This is a genomic window from Lactobacillus sp. ESL0260 (genome assembly GCF_003692935.1).
Lineage (GTDB): Bacteria > Bacillota > Bacilli > Lactobacillales > Lactobacillaceae > Lactobacillus > Lactobacillus melliventris.
Genome location: NZ_REHO01000013.1, coordinates 168,903 through 189,645 on the forward strand (window position 1 = coordinate 168,903; position 20,743 = coordinate 189,645).

Below are 20,743 nucleotides of genomic sequence, written 5' to 3' on the forward strand. Positions count from 1 at the left end.
TTTCCTCCTAAATTTTTATCTTCTTTTTGCATGCGTCTGTGATTGCGCGTTATTTTGACCATAATATGCATCCTTGCCATGCTTACGGTAATAATGCTTGTCTAACAAGTATTGGGGCAGCCGGCTGTTTGCTCTAGTCAATTGCAGCGTATGATAGTCTTCTGCAGCTACAACTTCTAATACCTTAGCATTATAAACAGCCTGGGCTGGTGTTTGCCCCCAGCAAAAAGGTCCATGTTGACTAACTAAGGCTCCTGGAGTAGCTTCATAATCTAAATGACGCTCATCAAACGTGCGTACTATGGTTTTGCCAGTATTGCCTTCGTAATCTTCTGCGATTTCTTCTTTAGTCAACGCATCAGCTGCTGGAACATCAGTGTAAAAAGTATCGGCGTGTGTGGTGTTAAGTGCCGGAATATCCATCTTAGCAGCCGCAAAAGCTACTGCCCAAGGTGAATGAGTATGAACAATGCCACCAATCCTTGGAAAATGATTATATAAATATGTGTGCGTGGGAGTATCACTTGATGGATTCAATTTTCCTTCGACTACTTTGCCCGCCAAATCAACTACCACCATGTCCTCAGGTTTTAGCTTATCGTATTCAACTCCTGAAGGCTTAATGACAAATAATCCTTGATCACGATCAATTCCGGAAACGTTACCCCAAGTAAAAGTAACTAATCCTAATCGAGGCAACTGCATATTAGCCTTGTAAACTTCTTCTTTTAATTGCTCCAGCATTTAACGTTCCTCATCTTTCAAAATAGACGCTGAATTTTCTAAGGATAGAGCTGAACGGTAACGCTCAATGTATTGCGCAGCCCCAGTAACTCCTTTTTGTTCAGGACTCAGTGTCATTATCTCCGAGTCAACAAAAACCTTCTCATCTAAGTAGTCCTCCAGCTTTTCTTGAGCACCAGATAATACATATTGGGCTAAAACTGCCATACCCCAAGGACCACCAGCACTGGCATTAGTCATAACTGAAATTGGCATATTCAAAACATTAGATAAAACTTGTTGAGCTACAACGGGTGTCTTAAATAGTCCGCCTTGGGCAATCATAACGTCCGTTGTCACTTTCTCCTCATTAGTTAAAATATCCATTCCAATCTTGAGTGGTGCAAAAGCTGAATAAAGCTGTGCCAACATAAAATTAGCTAAAGTAAATTTACTGTTAGGTGTTCTAATTAGCAAAGGTCTTCCTTCTTGGGTTTTGGTTACTGGTTCACCTGAAAAGTAGCTATAGTTAACTATGCCACCGGCATCTGGATCAGACTTTGTAGTATCTAAAAACAAAGTGCTAAATAGTTCGTCTGCACTAATATTTTTACCTAATCTGACTGCAAATTCGTTAAAAACTTGCGACCAAGCATTAATATCTGAAGAACAGTTATTTATGTGAACCATTGCCACCGGTAGTCCTGTAGGAGTCGTAACAATATCAATGTCCCTATGAACTTTTTGCAAAGGCTTATCTAAAACAACCATCGAAAATTCTGATGTACCCACAGAGATATTTCCTGTACGCCGTCTAACGCTATTGGTACTAATCATGCCGGTTCCAGCATCTCCTTCAGGTGGTGCCATAACACTACCAGCTTTTAAAGTACCAGTTGGATCAAGTAAAGCAGCACCTTTTTCAGTTAAATAGCCTGCAACTTCACCAGCTTTTAAAACTTGAGGTAAAATATCTTCGATTTGCCACGGATACTGTTTCACCTTTTCTAAACTGGAAAATTTGCGAAGACATGTTTGGTCAAACTGACCATCACTATCAATTGGAAACATTCCTGAAGCGTCGCCAACGCCAATATTTTTTTCACCAGATAATTGCCAGTGAACATAACCAGCTAAAGTTGTGATGTAAGCAATATCTTTAACATGATGCTCGTTTTGCAGTATCGCATGATATAAATGAGCGATGCTCCAGCGCAAAGGAATATTAAAGTTAAATAGCTTGGTTAGTTCTTCTGCTGCATCTTCCGTAATAGTGTTACGCCATGTTCTAAATGGGACTAGCAGTTTGCCATTAGTATCAAAGGCCAAATAGCCGTGCATCATTGCACTAACACCTATGGCTCCTATTCTTTCAATTTTGACATGAAATTTACTGCTGACGTTAGCGGCTAATTGGGCATAACTTTGCCTTAAACCAGTCAAAATATCTGCTTGAGAATAGGTCCAGATACCATCTTGCAATCTGTTTTCCCATGAAAAGCTGCCAGAAGCAAGCGGCTGAAAATCAGGACTGATTAGAACTGCTTTAATTTGTGTAGAACCGAATTCAATTCCTAATGCTGTTTGCCCCCTTTGAATGAGTTGAACAATTTTAGTAATGTTCATTTAAACGCCTCTTTCCTCACGGTAGAATTCTATCCTTAGCTTTCTTCGGAAAGCACTTTCATGATATATTTTTTATTTGAATAATTCAATAGGCTTAAAAATTCATTCGAATGTTTTTGAAAATTTTTAAGCTTTCTAAACTCTTAATTTCACGGCATTTTAGCTATTTTAGAATTTTTATTTGTTTTTATTGAGCTATTTCAGCAGAAATTTATTGTTTACACTTATACCTTTATTTTTTTATAAAAATGCTAATATTTCAGCAAAAAATAAATATAAGTTACCTTTTAAAATTGAACTATGTTATGATTTTAATTAAAAGAGCATGGATTTTAACAATATTAGCTAAAATTTATTCAAATGAATTTTAGGAGGTTACACAATGAAAAGCGATTACATAAACGTTGTGGAAACACTTAAAAATGAAATAACATTTGGTAATTATGAAGTTAACCAAAAATTACCCACAGAAGACGAGTTAATGCACCGCTTTAAGGTCACTCGTTACGCTGTTAGGAAAGCCTTAACTGAATTGCAAAATGAGCATTTAATCTACAAAGTCCAAGGAAGCGGAATGTATATCCAGGATTGGAATAAAAAATGGCAAGCCAATCCGCAAAGTAAAACTATCGGATTAATTTGCACTCACATTGCAGATTATATTTTTCCCAAGATTATTGCTCAAATTGATTCGGAAATTGAACCACAGGGCTATTCTTTGCTTTTAGCTAATACGCATAATTACCCTCAAACTGAACGGTCAAGTTTGATTAAAATGCTTGATTCGCAAGTGGCCGGTTTAATCGTTGAACCCAGTGAAAGTGCCAAGCCTTGTCAAAATGCGGATATTTACCGCCGGATTGCAAAAAGTAAAATACCCTTGTTGTTCATTAATGCGGAGTACCCTGAATTTAATTTTCCTGCTATTGTGAATTCGGATAGAGAGTCAGAAAATGAATTGACAACTTATTTATTGCAGCAAAATCATCGCCGAATTTTAGGTATCTTTCAAACAGACGATCTTCAAGGGGTCGAACGGATGAAGGGCTTTATCGCTGCTTATCAGGAAAATAATGTTAATTTAGCTAGTAGTAATTTAATTATGTACAGCTCACATGATCCTTTCTCTGTTATTAGTAAAAAAATTGATATGTATTTAAATGGTCCCGAACCGCCTACAGCAATAGCATGTTATCATGATGAATTAGCTGTTTTAGTCATTGACAAATTGAAAAAGCTAAAAATCAAAATTCCCCAGGATATTTCTGTAGTTGGTTTCGATAACTACGATTCATCTGCTTACTTAAACCCTAGCCTGACGACTATGAATTATCAGAGAACTTCCGTTGGTCAAGAGGCAGGCAAAGGAATTTTAGCTTTAATAAATGGTAAGAAATTTACTTCAGTGGTACATCACCCTGAGATGAAATTGCGTGATTCAGTTGCCACACTGAAACAATAAAAAAAGGCGTTAATCAAAAATTTGATTAACGCCTTTTTACTGTTGCTATTTACTTAGATGAATCTCGCGGTCAAACAGCAGTTGCAGGTTTTTATCAAAATTATGGGCGATAAAAATGACAGTGCCTGGCATTTTAAGGAGTTCTTGCAGGATTTCTCTGGTTCCTGCCTGATCAATTGCACTTGTGCCTTCATCAATCAGTAAGATTTTACTGTCATGTATTTGCGAGCGCGCAAGAATTATTTTTTGCCTTTGACCGCCTGAAACATTTAGTTTTTGCAAGTTTATTTCTGTATTCAAGCCATGAGAAAATTTGGCAATATCTGCGCCCAAACCTACTGCTAGAGCTGCAGGTTCGGCCAGCAAGTCTAATTTGGGATTGAACATTGTAATATTGTTTTTAATGGTGCTGGGAAATAAAACAGGATCTTGTGCAATATAGCCGATTTTAGCTAAATCAGGTTTGATAACTTTTCCCTCTTGATCCTTAAATGCCATTTTTCCAGAAGTCGGTGGCAAAATTCCTAAAAGCAGCTTAAACAAAGTTGACTTACCTGTTCCGCTATCACCTGATAGTAAAATTTTTTCACCATAATTGACGGTGATATCAGGGAACTTTAAAGTTTCACCATTAGGAAAACTAATTGCCAAATCTTTTGTACTAAAAGCAACAGGTGTTCCTAACTTTTGCCCATCAGTTTTTACTGGTACAGTTGCTGCGGTAACTTTGTCTCTCAAAGTTCTGGTGCCCTTAATTAAACCAAAATAGAATGGCAAGTATTCGATTGCTAGTGAAATATAATGACTAAAATTACCGATAACTGCAATTGCACCAAACGTAACCAGACCGCCTTTAATTAAAATACCAGTCCAGACGAACAAAATCAGGATCATAACTTGCGCAACACCGTTAGTAATAATGGATAGAATTTGTTGTTCCCTTGTCTGTTTGAGGTTGGCTTTTTCTAAATCTTGCGCGCCCTTGTGCATTACGCTAGTTAATTTATCACCGGCAAGATACCGCTCTAATTCAGCAATACCGCTTAGCCATTTTTCAATCAGATCCAAATATTGTCTATTTTGATGAGAAACCTTTTCCGTTGCTCTTTGCAACGGCTTTTCAATTATTTTAGGTAAAACCAGGGAAACTGCTACCGAAATTAAGATGAGCAGCAACAAACTCCAGTGCATCGTTAGCAGGGCAATTACGGAGAAAATAACATAGCCCAGAAAATTGCAAATGACAGGAATTAAGTTAAAGGACTGATTGTTAACCGTATTAAGATCATTGGTCAGGCGATTTTTAACTTGCGAAGTTTGATAATTTTTACGGTCATGGTAGACGTGGCTTACTATTTTGCTTCTTAAAGTGTGATTAAATTCTTGAACTTGTCGTGTCAGTAAATATTCAGAACTCCAGTCAAAAGCATACGATGAGAGATAAGCTAATGTTGTAAAAGTAATGATTAAGAGCCAGGCTTGCCCATCATGCTGGCGCAAAGCGGTAAATTCCCACATATTTAAGTATGATGCGCCAATTAAAACCAAAGGTTGTAAGAAACTAAAAAGTACAATGAATATGAAACGAATTCGATTGGTATGAAAGAAGTTTTTAAAAGTCATGGTGGTTCTCCTTCTGGCTTGCTAACCGAATCGTTTTATCAAACATATTTTTAACTTCAGAATTAAGATTATGGGCAATCATGATCACGGTCTTATCAGTGTTAATCAGCTCGGTAATAATTTGCTTAGTAGCTTGACTATCAATGGCGCTTGTCGCTTCGTCCAGCAAAATAATTTCATCAGCGAAAATTTCTGATCTGGCAAGGATAATCTTTTGTCTTTGACCACCGGATAAATTGTTTTTGTCCAAATCAACTTGGGTATCAGTTCCTTGGGGAAACCTTGCAATATCGCTCTGCAATTGCACTTTATTAATTAAATTAGGCACTTGATCCAACAATTGTCGATGAAACATCACGATATTTCCCGCAATTGTTCCTGGAAATAATTGCGGATCTTGAGCAATGTAACTGATCCGGTTTAAATTAGGTTGAAAAATCTGCCCCGCATTATTTTTAAAAATAATTTGACCTTGATAAGGCCTGACCTTACCTAAAAGAGCTTGAAGCAGTGTTGACTTGCCTGTTCCGCTGTCACCTGTAAGCAAAACTTTTTCACCCTTATTGATCACAAAATCGGGATATTCAATTATTGGACCATTAGGATATTTAAGCGCCAAATTTTTAATTTCAATTTGGGCAATTTGAGCAGATGACCCATTCGGTTTGGATTTGGTGTTAGAAATCAAGCTAGCCGTAGTTTGATTAATATTTTTAGTAGACTTAATCTTGACTGCAGCACTTGTAATAGAGGATACAGCTGAAAAAATACCAAAAGCAAAAGAAGTCGAAGCTAATGCCGCTCCAATTTTTATTTGACCAGTTAAAAACAGGATGCCCGCTAAAAAGGCAATCGACATTTGTCCTAAAGTATTACCAATTCCATTAATTGTATTAGAAGCACAGTTTTTATTGATTTGATTGACTTTAGATTTTTCCAACTTCTCAGCGTAGCTGCTCAATTCTTTATTTAAGATCGTCCAAGCATGATACCGCCGCAGTTCATTTAAGCCATTGATCCACTCGCCAATTCCTGTTAAAAAGGTGCTAGTATTTTTCATCACTTTTCTACTTGCCACTGAAGTCATGCGCGCCATTATTTTGGGTAAGCTTAAATCAATTAGAACAAAAATTGTAGTTAGTAAAACAAAAGACCAATTTAAGCTAAAAAGGACACCGGCAGAAAGCAAGATGATGAACAAATTGCTAAGAACATTAACCCAGGGCAGAGCAAAATCGCTGGTCAAAGTATCGAGATTGCTTTGCAGATAATTTTGCATTTGCGCCACTGTCGCATCGTTTTCAGTATAAAAATGGTCTACCATTTGCCCTCTTAATTGATCAAGATATTCCTGAATCTGTGCGTTAAAAAGGTAAGTCGCTAAAGGCAGAATAAATACACCACAAACTACCGGGATAAATTCAATTAATTGCCAGCGAATATAAACAGGCAAATTGCCAACGCTTAGTCCGTTAACTGCAAATTGAAAAAAATATTGGTCAAGTGATCCTGTAACAGCAAAAATAAAATAAAGTAAGATAATAAAAATTGCTCGTTGTTTATTAGAGCCAATCAGTCCCTTTAATGTCATGTTCTTGCGTCTTTCATTTTATGCTAAATCAATTTTATTAAATTTATCTAATAATAAAATGAATGAGTACGGGTGTCAAATTAGCAGGCAAAATATAATCGCTGTTATAGATAAAAAACTAATTCTTTAAAAAGAATTAGTGGAAAAGTGATTAAAATTTTGCACTGGTCAACCGGTTCAGCAATGATAATGTCAATTATAGTTTGTTTTACCTTCTTATAATTTCGGACTCTCTTGAAAAAAATCTATTCTAAAAATTCCTAAATTACAAAAAATCAGTTTACTATTAGTAAACTGACTCTTTAAAATTATTTAATAAATGCTCTTAATCAAAGTTAAATAATATTTAGTTTTTATTTACAGCTGCTTGCTCCTTTTCATAATTGAGATTATCGACTTTTCTAATAAACGGAAAGTAAATTAGGCATGAAATAACAATATTTACTGCTTGAGCTAAAGCCAAACGCCAACCACCAAGAATAAAACCTGAAATAATTGCCGGTGTGGTCCACGGAACTTGAACACCGCTGAATAGCGGAAGTATTCCAGCAGTCATGAGTCCATAATCCAAAAGTCCAATCACCAGTGGTGTTAATACAAACGGGATAAATAAGAAGGGATTCATTACTATTGGTGTACCATAAATTACTGGTTCATTAATATTAAAAAGCGTAGGAACAATGGCTAGTTTACCCAATTGCTTCGTTTGCTGAGATTTGGCAAAGAAGAACATATAGATTACCAACCCAATAGTTGCTCCAGTGCCAGTCATATTAATCAAGATAGCTGTGAATTGATCAGTGAATACGTGTGCACCATTTCCAATTGTTAAGGCTTTACCAGCATCTAAGAGTTTTTGGTTAGAAGTTAAATTTGCTAATAAAATTGGATAAAAAATGCTTGTGACAATGGTACCGCCATGGACTCCGAACCACCAGAAAAATGTTGCTATAAAACAATAAGCCATTACGCCCCAAACTGAGTCTGTCATACCCTGTAGAGGAGTTTGAATAATCTTATATACACCTTCAATAAATGTAGTATTCCATACAAAGTGGATGAGTGCATATACGGCAAAGGTAACTGAAATAATGACAGCTGCGGGGATCAGAGCTGCAAAAGAATTAGAAACTCCTGATGGAACAGCTTCTGGCATTTTAATTGTCCAGTGATGTTTAATCATTGCAGAATAAGCCCATCCAACTAATAATCCGACAATTATAGCGGCAATCATTCCTTGGCCACTCGTCCAGTCTTTTGGAATAACATTTGCAACTGTAAATTTACCATTTGCAGTTACTGCAGTTGATTTTGTGAGTACAAGAAAAGAAGATAAGGCTATAACAGCGGCCCCTAATGGTTCAACATTCTCTATCTTGGCATATTGATAACTAACACCTAAGACTGCAATAATTGCAATAATTGAAAATGTGGCTCCATTAATTTGATTTAAAGGATCCATCCATCCATTAACAGTCAAAAAATTAGTTACAGGAGCCCAAGGAAAGTTGGCAATTAAAGTAAATAAAGAGCCGATCATTAAAAGTGGCAGTGTATAAAGGATACCATCTTTTAAAGCCCTGATTGCTTTGAAATTGACAAATTTAAGTACGGGTGGGACTAATTTATTATTAACCCACTTTGAAAATCCATTTTTCATTTTTCATCCTCCAAAAATAAATTTTTACCATTAGAATCAATTACTTTTCTATACCAATAGAAAGAATCCTTTTTTAACCTTCTAAATGAACCATCTCCCTTATCATTACTATCAACGTAGATGAAACCATATCGTTTTGACATTTGACCCGTACCCATTGATACCAGATCAATACACCCCCAAGGAGTGTAACCAATTACGTCAACTCCATCTTGTTCAATGGCATCAATCATTGACTTTATGTGCTCTTTTAAATAACTAATTCTGTATTCGTCATGAATTGATTTGTCATTTTCTACCCTGTCCTCTGCACCAATGCCATTTTCCACTACAAAAAGTGGCTTATGATAATGATCTGTTAGCCAATTTAATGAATATCTAAAGCCCAAAGGATCGACTGGCCAGCCCCATTGAGTTTGTTTTAAATATGGATTGTTAACATTTAATTCTGATCCGACAAATTTGAAATCTGGATTATTTTTTTCAAACTTGATTGTATTTGAGTTGTAATAACTTAATCCGATAAAATCAGTTTTACCGTTTTTCAAGTCCTCACGGTCATTATCTGTTATGTCTTTACGAAGATTATTCTCTTCAAAATAGCTTTCCATGTTTTCAGGGTATTTACCTAATACTTGTACATCCGCAAACCAATATCGTCTTTGCATAGCTTTTTGCGCCTGAAATATATCCTCCGGCTTACAAGAATAAGGATATTGAGGCGTCATATTAATCATGCAACCAATCTTATTATCTTGATTAATTGCATGACCAATTTGCACTGCTTTAGCACTGGCAACTAACTCATAATGAGCGGCTTGATACATTTTTTCTTCTCGTTCTTCTTCAGAAAGATTATTAATTACAATACCTGAATCAGCTAACATACTTAAATCGCTATTGTAGTCAGTTTGATTGTTGATTTCATTAAAAGTCATCCAGTAATTAACCTGATCCCTGTACCTAGAAAAACATACTTCAACAAATTTTACATAGAAATCTATTACTCGACGATCTGTCCAACCACCATATTTTTTGACAAGAGAATAAGGCATTTCAAAATGAGAAAATGTAACTACAGGTTCAATATTATATTTTTTACATTCATTAAATACATTGTCATAAAACCTTAAACCATCTTCATTTGGCTCCTTGTCATCGCCGTTAGGAAAAATTCTTGACCATGCAATTGATAAACGAAAGCATTTAAAATGCATCTCAGCAAGAAGCTTAATATCTTCTTTATAATGATGATAAAAATCACTGGCCTTATGCATTGGATAATACTTTCCCTTTTGAATTCCATTGGTTATTATTCTTGGTCTATCTACCGCTCCTTCAGTTACTACATCAGCTATACTTAAACCTTTGTTATCTTCATTCCAAGCTCCTTCAATCTGATTAGCAGCAACAGCTCCACCCCATAAGAAATCTTTTCTTAATTTGTTCATATACTAACTTCCTTTCATTAAAACGTTATTTTCTTTTTATTTTTTGTTACGAAATATGTTAAATTTTCGAAATCAACTTTTGCAGTGACCTCACTTGTTTTTTGCTTATTCGTCCTTGTTATTACAATTTCATGATCACTAGGTGTCAAAACTTTAATTGAACCCTGCAAATCGAATGCTTTTTCTTTATTACGAAATTCTAATAACTTTATCAATGCTTTAACTATAGGACGCTGAACTTCTTGTTTGATTTCTTTTAGACTATAGTAATGTCGATTAATATTACGACCTTCTTTAGTTCTTTCAAGTAGCTCTATGTCATTCTTACCTGCTAGTAAACCGACATAGTATATTTGAGGAATACCAGGCGCAAACATTTGAATTAAACGAGCAATAAAATATTTCTGATCATCATTACCTAACGCTGAATAATACGTTGTATTAATTTGGTAAATATCCAGACTGTGATATTCCATACTTGAATATTTTCTTTTCACATTAGCCCCTATTTGGTAAAGCTTATTAGTAGTGTACTCTACCTGTTTCTCGGTCAAAATATCCTTAGCATCTACTACTCCAATTCCATCATGTGTATCAAGAGTAGTAAATTGATGCATAGGACACTTTTCAAGCCATTTTGCTAATTGATCACTTTTACCACTATAAAGCGAATAGAGTAGTACCATAGGCAAAGCAAAGTCATAAATAAAATAACCATGTTTTGCAACTTTAAATGACATTGAATAGTGCTCATGAATTTCTGGCAAAATAACCGCGTCAGTATCTGCTAAGTAATTTTTTATTTGCTCTAATAAATCCCAGATTTCTGGTTCCACAAAAAAATCATCTGAATCTAATTTTTTAATAGCATAAGCAAAAGCATCTAGGCGAATTATACTTGCACCATGTTTTACTAAGTTTTGCAGATTATGCTTAATAAACTTTTGTGTAGTACTGGTTCTGATATCAAGATCCATTTGGTCAGGGCCAAAAGTATTCCACATTTTTTCTTTACTACCGTCTTCGAATGTTATCTCCTTACATGGAGTTTTATTTTTTCTCTTATAAATGATAGCAACGTCATTTTTGGTTGGTCGACCAGTAGGCCAAAACCTATCCCAACTTAAAAAAAGATTGCAAAATTCACTTTTAAACTTCTTAGATTGAAAGTCTTTAAAATAAGATGAATGCTGTGACAAGTGATTTATCATAAAATCAAACATTAGATAATAGTTTTTACCAAGTTCTTCAACATCTTTCCAAGTGCCAAACTTGGGATCCACTTTATCGTATCTTAAAGGTGAAAATCCTCTATCACCAGCTGATGGAAAAAATGGTAATAGGTGAACTCCGCCAATGGCATTTTTGAAATACTTGTTTATTACAAAAGTCAAATCCTGCAGATTGCTTCCAAGACTATCTGGATATGTGATCAGTAAAGCTTTGTTTTTGACTTTCATTGAATCTCCCCATTCTCAATTTACTGAAATCGCTTTTTTCTTACAGAATTTATAATATCAAAATGAAAACCGAATGTTACTTTTTAAAGCAATTTACATCTTAAAACTGTATAATAAGCTACAAAACTAGTAGTTAACAGTATGTAAATTTTCATAAATAGGTGTAAAAATGAAAATAACTATCAGAGAAGTAGCCGAATTAGCAAATGTTTCAATTGCTACCGTTTCAAGAGTTATTAATAATAATGGCTATATTAGTACTAAAACACGTAAAAATGTCTTAGAAGCGATCAGAAAATCTGGATACCAAGTTCCAGTAAAGGAAAAGCAAGTCACAGCATCAAAAAGAATTATCAAAGCCATATTGCCTAATATATATAATCCCTTTTATGCGGACTTTCTTAATAATCTGGTAGAAAGTCTGAATTACTATAACTATGACGTTCTGTTTACTATTGCAAATAATCCTCAAGATAGTTTAGAGAATTTTGTTAACGATATCCGTTCTCGCAAGGTTGATGGGATAGTCGTCTGTTCGCATTTGCAAGATTCTTATCACTCTTTATCACGAGATTTACCAATCGTTTCATTTGATCGGGACTTTAAAAATATTATAGAGATAAGAAGTGATAATTTAGACGGTGGCAAAAAAATAGCAGAGAAGGTATTAAGCCTAGGCAAAAAGAATGTATTAATAATATCAGGTGATAAGTCTGATTTGTACCCAATTAATGACAGGATTAAAGGAATGCTATCAGTCTTTAACTTATATAAGGTAAATGTTAATACCAGTTATTTAGATTTCAATAGTTCAATCATGGCAAAAAAAATTGCTATTGCGCAAATTATTAATTCCCAGGCTTATGATTCTATTTGTTGTACCGACGATAATACTGCACTTTTGGTTAAACAATTTACCAGTAAACAGGAATATTATCCTTTAATAACAGGCTTTGATGGAACTGCTTTGGTACAAAATCTATTTCCTGAATTAATTACAATTAAGCAACCAACTAAAGACATGACTAACTTAATAGCAGAAATCTTAATCCAAAAGATTCATCATCCAACCGAAGGTTTTAAGAAAATCTACACCCTACCGGTAACTTTAATTTCTTAAAAGTTAGCTGAAAAATCAGTTGCTTTAACCAAAATAATATTGGATTCAACTTCTTAAAATTATTTCTTATGATTTTAGACATTAAAAAGTGCTCGATTATATTTTTAGCTATAATCGAGCACTTTAATTTTAGAGTTCAAACAATCTTCACACCAAAGTTATTCTGATTTCGAAATAACATTATCTAGCTTGCTAATATCAGTTAAATTGGCATTTAAAAATTCCTGATTATCAACTGGTAAATGCAATTTAAAGTTTTCTATTGGTTGAATGCTGGCTGTTACATCTTTCATCGTAGCTGCCAAAACATGACCGCCAAAGCTTAAATCGTCGGCCAAAAAATGATTGTGAAATCCTGATACCCCAACACCTTGAAAAACAGGCGGCGTGTAATAAGTAATCATTGCTCCAGTGATATTTTCAGCTTCAAACTCGACTTGATTTTCCGCAATTTTTCCTAGAGACGGATATGGCTTATGTGACTTTTTGGAAGACCTTGTACGAATTTTTTGGAAGACACCTTTAGTCAATATTGCGAAAAATTGATTTTGAGCGTTATTTTTGTTAAAACATCTTTTAGCATTTCTGTCAATTCGACATTTTGATAGCTTTTGAATTTGTGATAATCCGCAAAACTAACGTCAGCATAAGTCACTTTAAAGTTATCTGGCAGTTTCACAGCTGGACCACTAACATCTATTTTGTAACCAACACCGTCTAATATCACTAATTCACCATCAACGCCATCACCGGTTCCAATACCAATATTGCCGTGTTTTAACAATTCTGATAGCGGTAAAGTGCCTTCCAATAGGCCCTCAACCAGCATTTGCATAGTCCCATGTTGAAACAATGTGTTTTTATTCATTGTATTGCTGCTCCTTTTTTCAAAGACTTGTATATAAAAACAATCAGAACAAACTTAATTTTTACAAATCAGTTTAGCACCAATTTGTTCTCAACTTATTATGTTCTGATTGTTTTTCAGCTCTTGCTATTTTTAGTTTAGTAAATAACTATCTCGATCTAAAAATTCAAATGCACAAATTGATTTTCTCAAAGAAATCATTCATGTCAATGCAATCAACATCTAAGTCATCGCACACATCAGGTATTTTTGCGGCCTTATTACCATTTGGATTGTGCAAATTAGGATTCCGAATTTCACTTGTTACAATGGTTAAATTTTCTTCTTTTGCAATAGCAATAAGCCAAGGATCTGCAATTTTTTCATGTGCCCATCCTCTGTCAGCTGATAATGCTTCATCTTTATAATATTCACAGTCGCCAATATATTGTAGTACTTTGGCCCATTGTATTGCATAATTTTTATGGTTTATTATTTCTTTTAAATAATTTTTATCCAACCATTTTCTAAATTTAGGGGCTTGGTAGTTTTCATCGACCACAATTTCGGGAATGACAACATATTTATTTAAAATGGCAGGTAGCTTAGCCCAAAAACTAGGAAAATACTTTACCCGATAATACCGTTCATAAAAATTTATATAGATATTAGTATCCAGCAAATATTTTTCCATTACATTCTGCCCCCCGTCAGAATCTTAAACGACTTATAACTAACACCAGCAATATTAAAAGCGTCCGTATAAGTAATCTTATTTTGTTTTATTGCATTTTCAATATAATGTACAAAAGTCTGATCAAAACGAAATCTGATATTATTATCATAGTTTCCACCCCTAGTTTTTTTATCTAGCGGGATTTTCGCAAATTCTTTTTCTAACTGTGAAACTTTTTCATCATACTCTTTTTTCGTCAAAATCTTCATATCATATAGTTTACGTACAATGACAAATTTACTAACGGGAAATTTGTGAGCTAAAAATTCAATATCATAGTTATTTAGTTTTCTGATTTCTTCATCTGGTAGCAGTACTTCTGCTGCTACTTTATTAACAAAGGCTTCTGTGCGATCAAACTTGTATGATCCTGTGTCAACTAAACTAAATATTTCTTCCTGATCAAGAAAAAGATGGACTAATTCATGAACAAGTGTAAATAATCGACCCGCTTCACTATCTTTAGAATTAACGAAAATAATGGGGGCTTTTTTGTCACTTAAGACAAAACCTCTGAACTCATCTAGCGACAAGCTTCGATGCGTATTGCTTTTCACTGAGCCATTAAAGAAGATAAAGATGCCTATTTTATTCATTTTATCTCTAAAATATTTCAAGGCATTCTTTCCCACATTTTTCTGATAGTTAACTGGAATATCGAGATAATTACGCATATCATCTACAACTTGCTGGTAATCATTTTTAATTGAATATTTTCCGATAAAATCGAGTTGATAATCAATTTCATTTCGCAGAAAATCCTGTTTTGTTTGCATTTCAACAATCGTATCTCTAAGTTCATTACTAATCTTTTCAATCCGATTTGAATTAATCGTCCTAAATTTAAGTGTATTCTTATCAGTATCAACTGGATCTGAAAGAAGCAGCAAGCCAGTCGGAACATCAATAAGTTTAGCAATTTCTGAAAGTTGATTAAAAGTAGGGTTTTTACTGCCATCTAAAAAAGCATCAATGTTCTGAACTTTCATTTCTAAATAATCTTTAGAAACTCCAGAATTGTCAATGTAATAAGCTAAAACACGTGGATTTATGCCTAATCTAGTTACCATTAAAAACACCTCCCTTATTAATACGCATTTATACTGTTATTTTCCTCAAAAATTTACATTAATGCAATCTTTAATATTATTTTATGATATTAACTTTGTTTTAAACAACTAAAGAAACTATTTCTAACTCATTTTTATAAAATAAAAATATTAAACGTACTCACCTGTAAAAACTGTCAATAAAAATAGAAAGCTCTGAAAGCCTAATAGCTAGCAGAGCTAAATTATCATATTACTCCCATTCAATCGTTGACGGTGGTTTACTGGTGACATCATAGACTACACGGTTAATGTTGGGCACTTCGTCGACAATACGCGTTGAAATTTTTTGCAAAACGTCCCATGGCAAGCGGGCAAAATCAGCGGTCATCCCATCAATTGATGTAACGGCACGGATACCAATGGTATAGTCATAAGTGCGACCGTCACCCATCACGCCCACGGATTTGATACCGGGTAAAACGGTAAAGTATTGCCATACTTTTTCCTGTAAACCGGCTTTTTTAATTTCATCCCGCAAAATTGCATCACTGTCACGCACCAATTTGAGTTTATCCTCAGTTACTTCGTCAATAACGCGAATGCCAAGACCAGGTCCTGGGAAAGGCTGACGCCAAACCAAATCATGCGGAATACCTAATTTTTCACCCAGTTCACGTACTTCATCTTTAAATAACTTGCGCAAAGGTTCAATTAGTTTAAAGTGTAAATCCTTAGGTAACCCACCAACGTTATGATGCGACTTGATTGTCTGGGCGGTATTTGTGCCGCTCTCAATCACATCAGTGTACAGGGTGCCTTGAGCTAAAAAGTCCACATCCTTAATTTTCTTTGCTTCGTCCGCAAACACCTCAATAAACTCTTTACCAATGATTTTACGCTTTTGCTCGGGGTCGGTGACACCTTTGAGTTTATTTAAAAAGCGCTCTTGAGCATTTACCCGAATAATGTTAACACCTAGATCACGGTTCAAGGCAGCCATTACTTCATCGCCTTCGTTTTTGCGCAACATGCCGTGATCCACAAAAATGGCTGTCAGCTGATTGCCAATCGCTTTGTGTAAAAGAGTCGCGGTGACGCTAGAGTCTACCCCACCGGATAGACCCAGAATTACCTTCTTATCACCAACAGTTTTTCTAATTTCAGCAATTTGCAAGTCAATAAAATCGGTCATTGACCAGTCAGCCTTAGCGCCGCAAACTTTAAAGGCAAAATTACGCAGGATATCAAGGCCATATTGCGTATTGCGCACTTCCGCATGGAACTGAATACCATACATTTTGGCTTGATCGTTAGCAATAGCGGCAATCGGGCAATTCTTACTTGAAGCGACCGTTTCAAAACCAGCAGGAGCACCAGTGACCAAATCACCGTGACTCATCCAGACATACTCATCTTTGGGCAGCCCAGCAAATAAAACGGAGTTGGTGTCTTCAACCTCGATGTCGGCACGACCATATTCAGAATTAGCAGCTTTTTCGACCTTGCCGTTTAAATAAGAAGTCATGAGTTGCATCCCGTAACAAATGCCCAGAATAGGAATGCCCAACTTAAAAATTGCAGGATCTACTTTCAAGGCATTTTGGTCATAAATACTGTTGGGCCCACCTGAAAAGATAATTCCCTTAGGACTAATCTGCCTTATTCTATCCATACTAATATCATGGGGCAACAACTCGGAATAAATCCCAAAATCCCGCAGCCTGCGTGTGATTAGTTGATTATATTGACTACCAAAATCCAGCACAATAATTTCATCAAAATCACTAATATTCTTTTTCACCGACATCCAAGCTCCTTTACTCACTAAATTCATACTATATCAACTTTACTAAGAAATGCAGCAGTGGTCAATAATTTTTTAGCTCTAATGAATGATTTTACGAATTATTTATGTCTTCTTACTGAATATAATTCGCAATTTCATTTAAAATTAATCTTGCACATATTATGCGACTCTGTTACAATGCTTGCAATAGCAAAATAAAAATCTATATATTGCCGTAATGTGGTCGGCAGTTTCTACTCAGAACCGTAAATTCTGAACTATGGATAATATGCATTTAAAGTAGTTAAAATACTGGTTTAAAGGGCTTTTTTTACCATAGTTTTGGTAGGAAAAGCCCTTTTTGTGTTGAAGGAGGAAAAAGTGAAGTTATTAGAAGACCGGATTCGCAGTGACGGAGAAGTTCTACCCGGTAACGTTTTAAAAATCAACTCGTTTTTAAATCATCAGGTAGATCCCGAACTAATGAAGAAAGTCGGAGAAGAATTTAGTCGGCTATTTAAAGATAGTGGTGTCACAAAGGTGTTGACCTGTGAAGCTTCCGGAATTGCCCCTGGAGTAATGGCAGCCTATGAATTACATGTGCCAATGGTCTTTGCCCGCAAGAAAAAGCCAGCTACACTTAATGATGCTGTCTATTGGGCAGATGTTTATTCCTACACCAAGAAAGTCACTAATCAAATTTGTGTTGAACAAAAATTTTTGCACAAAGATGATCACCTGTTAATTATTGATGACTTTCTGGCAAACGGCGAAGCAGTTAAAGGCATGATTAATATTGCTAACCAGGCTGGTGCTGAGGTAGCTGGTGTTGGTATCGTAGTCGCCAAAACTTTCCAAGGCGGCAGCGACTGGATTAAAGAACACGGCTATCGCCTCGAAGCATTGGCAGAAATCGCTAGTTTGGCCAATAATCAAGTACGTTTTGTGGGAGAAAACTAATGGCAGAAAAAGAAGTTAGCCAGCAAAAAGCAGCGGTTTTAGGTTTACAGCACCTGTTAGCAATGTACTCCGGTGCTGTTGCGGTACCTCTGTTAATTGGCAATGCATTAAAATTTTCTCCTGCACAAATGACTTACCTTGTTTCAATTGACATTTTCATGTGCGGCCTAGCTACGCTATTACAATTAATGCGCAACAAGTACTTTGGTATTGGTTTTCCAGTCATTTTAGGCTGCGCCATTCAAGCAGTTGCCCCCTTGCAAATGATTGGGCAGAAATTCTCAATCAACGACATGTATGGTGCCATCATTGTTGCCGGGATTTTTGTCGTTTTAATCTCAGGCGTTTTTGCTAAAATCAAAAAATTCTTTCCCCCAGTGGTAACAGGCACGTTAATTACTACTATTGGATTAACCCTCGTTCCGGTCGCAATTCAAAACATGGGTGGCGGCAATTCAGCTGCTAAAAGTTTTGGCAGTGGTCAAAACCTGTTTCTAGCCTTTTGCACCATGTTTATCATCTTGGCATTAGAAATTTGGACTAAAGGATTCATCAGGTCAATTTCAGTTTTAATCGGTCTTGTTGCCGGAACTGTTATTGCCGCTTGCATGGGACTTGTTTCATTCACTCCCGTAATGGAAGCATCTTGGTTCCACTTACCCCAACTTTTCTATTTCGGAGTGCCGAAATTTGAATGGTCTTCTAGTCTGACAATGATCATCATAGCTTTAGTCTCAATGGTCGAATCAACCGGCGTATTCTTCGCCATCGGTGACCTCTTACACCATGACGTAACTGAGGAAGATTTGAAAAAGGGTTACCGCGCAGAAGGTATCGCTCAGATTTTTGGTGGTTTATTCAATGCTTTTCCTTATACCACTTTTTCGCAGAATGTCGGCCTTTTACAATTATCAGGTATTAAAACCAAACGTCCGATTTACTGGGCCGGTGGTCTACTAATGGCTATGGGTTTGTTACCTAAAATTGGCGCAATGGTAACTATCATTCCTACCCCAGTGTTGGGCGGTGCCATGCTCGTAATGTTCACTATGATTGCAGTTCAAGGTATCAAGACACTGGCCAAAGTTGATCTTAGTGACAATAACAATGTCTTAATCATTGCCATCTCAATTGGACTTGGACTCGGTGTTACTATTTATCCCCAATTTTTCAAAAATCTACCGGCTACTGTGCAATTGTTTTTAAGCAACGGCATCGTCATTACCAGCTTATCCGCAACGATTCTAAACTTTTTACTTAAAGGAGGTGATAAAAAAGCAAAACAAAATACTCAAACTGCAAATATCACGTAAATGAAGTTGTCTTTACCCTTGAGACAATTCTATTTACCCCAAAAAAGCATCTTCAAGAAAGAAGATGCTTTTTTATTTTTATAGGATAATAGCATTCATGTTATTCAGGCTCTCATTCAAACTCCCTGTATTTAGAAATGAACTGCAAGTTGCCAGCATTTGCTTTCCAATTTTCTCAAATGGCTTATCCTCAATCTTTTCCGTATACTTCATAATTCCAATAGCAGTGATAAAAATGAGAAAGGCCTGTGTCACTGGAGTAATTGCAACTTTCTGACCACATTTTTCATATCCTTTGACAAAAGAAATAATCAATTCTTTATTTAAACCAAAGTCCTGGTAAAAAAGCTTAATGAAGTCTTGATAATTTACTCCCATGCGTGCTCGTTCAAAGTCAATTAAACTAAGATGATCAGCAACGATTTTATAATTGCGCAAGCCGACATCTCCGTGTAAAACAGTATTTGCATGAACTGCTAAATCTTTTTCAATATCTGCTCTTTCGGCTGTAAACTGTGCCAGCAATTTCAGCAGCTTATTTTTGATTTCGGGTTTATTTAAGTTATCAATGTCGCGTTTTGACTTATTGAATAGTTGATTATTTAGGTATATGCCAGAAAATGGTTTGACTTTTTGATGGAAGTGAGACAATTCTATGCCCATGTTAAATGCCATATCAGGATTGATTTCTTCTTTAATATCAGAAGGCGCCAAATCTTTCATGACCAAAACAAATTGTTGCGTTTGTTTGACAACAAAAGAGTCTAATACACGAGTATTTAGTTGCTCGTTAACAGATTTTTCAGTTAAAAATTTTCCTTCTTGTGCAAAGACTTTGACAAAAATTTTTTGCTCAAATTTTGCACTAATACCAACAAAAGTGCTATTCTGTGACTCGTGCGTAACCTTTGTTAAGTCTGCTTGCAATTTTTCTTCTAAAATTTTTTCTATAGTCATTAGTCTAGTTCTCTCATTTCATCAACGCGGACAATGCTACAGCGATATAGCACAAAAATAATTTACCGGTTTTTGCTAATCAAGGTAGCAGTATGAAAATGCACCATAAACTATGTTTTTCTTAGTATTAATCATTTTAATCCTCGCCTTCATATAAGAATAATTCGTCAACCGTTACCCCTCATATCTGCGCCAACTGAAAAGCTAATCCTAATGATGGGTCATACTTATCATTTTCAATGGCGTTGCTTGTTTGCCGAGTAACATGAGCGGCTGCGGCGAATTGAGCCTGTGAGTACCTCTGCTTTTTACGCAATTGAGCAATTCTATTTTTCACTAATTCACTCTCCTGTCAAACTTATTTGACATTTTTAGT

Annotated in this window: 16 protein-coding genes, 1 pseudogene and 1 riboswitch; of the genes and pseudogenes, 4 read left to right on the forward strand and 13 right to left on the reverse strand. The window is 35.6% G+C overall.

Going from position 1 to position 20,743, the window contains the following annotated elements:
* Nucleotides 1–15 precede the first annotated feature (15 nt).
* Nucleotides 16–744, reverse strand: a complete 729-nt coding sequence (locus tag F5ESL0260_RS07240) for an L-ribulose-5-phosphate 4-epimerase (protein WP_122026385.1) — start codon at nt 742–744, stop codon at nt 16–18.
* Nucleotides 745–2,349, reverse strand: a complete 1,605-nt coding sequence (locus F5ESL0260_RS07245; RefSeq protein WP_122026386.1) for a xylulokinase — start codon at nt 2,347–2,349, stop codon at nt 745–747.
* A 382-nt stretch (nt 2,350–2,731) separates the two neighbouring features.
* Between F5ESL0260_RS07245 and F5ESL0260_RS07250 the strand changes: the two genes are divergently transcribed.
* Nucleotides 2,732–3,811: a GntR family transcriptional regulator gene (locus tag F5ESL0260_RS07250; protein WP_122026387.1), complete on the forward strand. Its 1,080-nt coding sequence runs from the start codon at nt 2,732–2,734 to the stop codon at nt 3,809–3,811.
* Nucleotides 3,812–3,856: 45 nt separating this feature from the next.
* Here F5ESL0260_RS07250 and F5ESL0260_RS07255 read toward each other — a convergent pair whose 3' ends face one another.
* The 5 genes from F5ESL0260_RS07255 to gtfA form a co-directional block, all read right to left on the reverse strand.
* Nucleotides 3,857–5,434, reverse strand: a complete 1,578-nt coding sequence (locus tag F5ESL0260_RS07255) for an ABC transporter ATP-binding protein (RefSeq protein WP_122026388.1) — start codon at nt 5,432–5,434, stop codon at nt 3,857–3,859.
* The gene (locus tag F5ESL0260_RS07260; RefSeq protein ID WP_122026389.1) at nt 5,424–7,025 is read right to left on the reverse strand and encodes an ABC transporter ATP-binding protein; all 1,602 of its coding nucleotides are present in this window, start codon (nt 7,023–7,025) and stop codon (nt 5,424–5,426) included. The genes F5ESL0260_RS07255 and F5ESL0260_RS07260 overlap by 11 nt, the downstream gene beginning before the upstream one ends.
* A gap of 346 nt (nt 7,026–7,371) precedes the next feature.
* Nucleotides 7,372–8,685 (reverse strand): PTS sugar transporter subunit IIC, encoded by a 1,314-nt coding sequence (locus F5ESL0260_RS07265; RefSeq protein ID WP_122026390.1) that lies wholly within the window; start codon nt 8,683–8,685, stop codon nt 7,372–7,374.
* Nucleotides 8,682–10,136 (reverse strand): 6-phospho-beta-glucosidase, encoded by a 1,455-nt coding sequence (locus tag F5ESL0260_RS07270; protein ID WP_122026391.1) that lies wholly within the window; start codon nt 10,134–10,136, stop codon nt 8,682–8,684. Before F5ESL0260_RS07270 ends, F5ESL0260_RS07265 begins: the two co-directional genes overlap by 4 nt.
* Before the next feature lie 17 nt (nt 10,137–10,153).
* Nucleotides 10,154–11,596 carry a sucrose phosphorylase gene (gene gtfA / locus F5ESL0260_RS07275; RefSeq protein ID WP_122026392.1) on the reverse strand — a complete coding sequence of 481 codons (1,443 nt, stop codon included), beginning with the start codon at nt 11,594–11,596 and terminating at the stop codon, nt 10,154–10,156.
* Nucleotides 11,597–11,765: 169 nt separating this feature from the next.
* Here gtfA and F5ESL0260_RS07280 point away from each other — a divergent pair, with 169 nt between their 5' ends.
* Nucleotides 11,766–12,716 (forward strand): LacI family DNA-binding transcriptional regulator, encoded by a 951-nt coding sequence (locus F5ESL0260_RS07280; RefSeq protein WP_122026393.1) that lies wholly within the window; start codon nt 11,766–11,768, stop codon nt 12,714–12,716.
* A 158-nt stretch (nt 12,717–12,874) separates the two neighbouring features.
* Here F5ESL0260_RS07280 and budA read toward each other — a convergent pair.
* From budA to guaA, 4 genes and pseudogenes are all read right to left on the reverse strand, one after another.
* Nucleotides 12,875–13,584 (reverse strand): annotated as a pseudogene (gene budA, locus F5ESL0260_RS09625) (acetolactate decarboxylase).
* A 166-nt stretch (nt 13,585–13,750) separates the two neighbouring features.
* Nucleotides 13,751–14,257: a DUF4411 family protein gene (locus tag F5ESL0260_RS07295; protein WP_122026396.1), complete on the reverse strand. Its 507-nt coding sequence runs from the start codon at nt 14,255–14,257 to the stop codon at nt 13,751–13,753.
* A complete protein-coding gene (locus F5ESL0260_RS07300; RefSeq protein WP_122026397.1) occupies nt 14,257–15,369 on the reverse strand; it encodes an ImmA/IrrE family metallo-endopeptidase in 1,113 nt (370 codons plus the stop codon). Before F5ESL0260_RS07300 ends, F5ESL0260_RS07295 begins: the two co-directional genes overlap by 1 nt.
* Before the next feature lie 232 nt (nt 15,370–15,601).
* Nucleotides 15,602–17,152: a glutamine-hydrolyzing GMP synthase gene (gene guaA, locus F5ESL0260_RS07305; RefSeq protein ID WP_122026713.1), complete on the reverse strand. Its 1,551-nt coding sequence runs from the start codon at nt 17,150–17,152 to the stop codon at nt 15,602–15,604.
* A 188-nt stretch (nt 17,153–17,340) separates the two neighbouring features.
* Nucleotides 17,341–17,438, forward strand: a riboswitch (purine riboswitch).
* Nucleotides 17,439–17,518: 80 nt separating this feature from the next.
* Here guaA and F5ESL0260_RS07310 point away from each other — a divergent pair.
* Together F5ESL0260_RS07310 and F5ESL0260_RS07315 are read left to right on the forward strand one after the other, a co-directional pair.
* A complete protein-coding gene (locus F5ESL0260_RS07310) occupies nt 17,519–18,097 on the forward strand; it encodes a xanthine phosphoribosyltransferase (protein ID WP_122026398.1) in 579 nt (192 codons plus the stop codon).
* Nucleotides 18,097–19,410 carry a nucleobase:cation symporter-2 family protein gene (locus F5ESL0260_RS07315; RefSeq protein WP_122026399.1) on the forward strand — a complete coding sequence of 438 codons (1,314 nt, stop codon included), beginning with the start codon at nt 18,097–18,099 and terminating at the stop codon, nt 19,408–19,410. Before F5ESL0260_RS07310 ends, F5ESL0260_RS07315 begins: the two co-directional genes overlap by 1 nt.
* 78 nt (nt 19,411–19,488) lie before the next feature.
* On the opposite strand, the gene F5ESL0260_RS07320 is transcribed toward F5ESL0260_RS07315, so the two are convergent.
* The gene (locus F5ESL0260_RS07320; protein ID WP_122026400.1) at nt 19,489–20,367 is read right to left on the reverse strand and encodes a phosphotransferase; all 879 of its coding nucleotides are present in this window, start codon (nt 20,365–20,367) and stop codon (nt 19,489–19,491) included.
* A gap of 181 nt (nt 20,368–20,548) precedes the next feature.
* Nucleotides 20,549–20,704 carry a helix-turn-helix transcriptional regulator gene (locus F5ESL0260_RS07325; protein ID WP_122026401.1) on the reverse strand — a complete coding sequence of 52 codons (156 nt, stop codon included), beginning with the start codon at nt 20,702–20,704 and terminating at the stop codon, nt 20,549–20,551.
* Nucleotides 20,705–20,743: the final 39 nt, after the last annotated feature.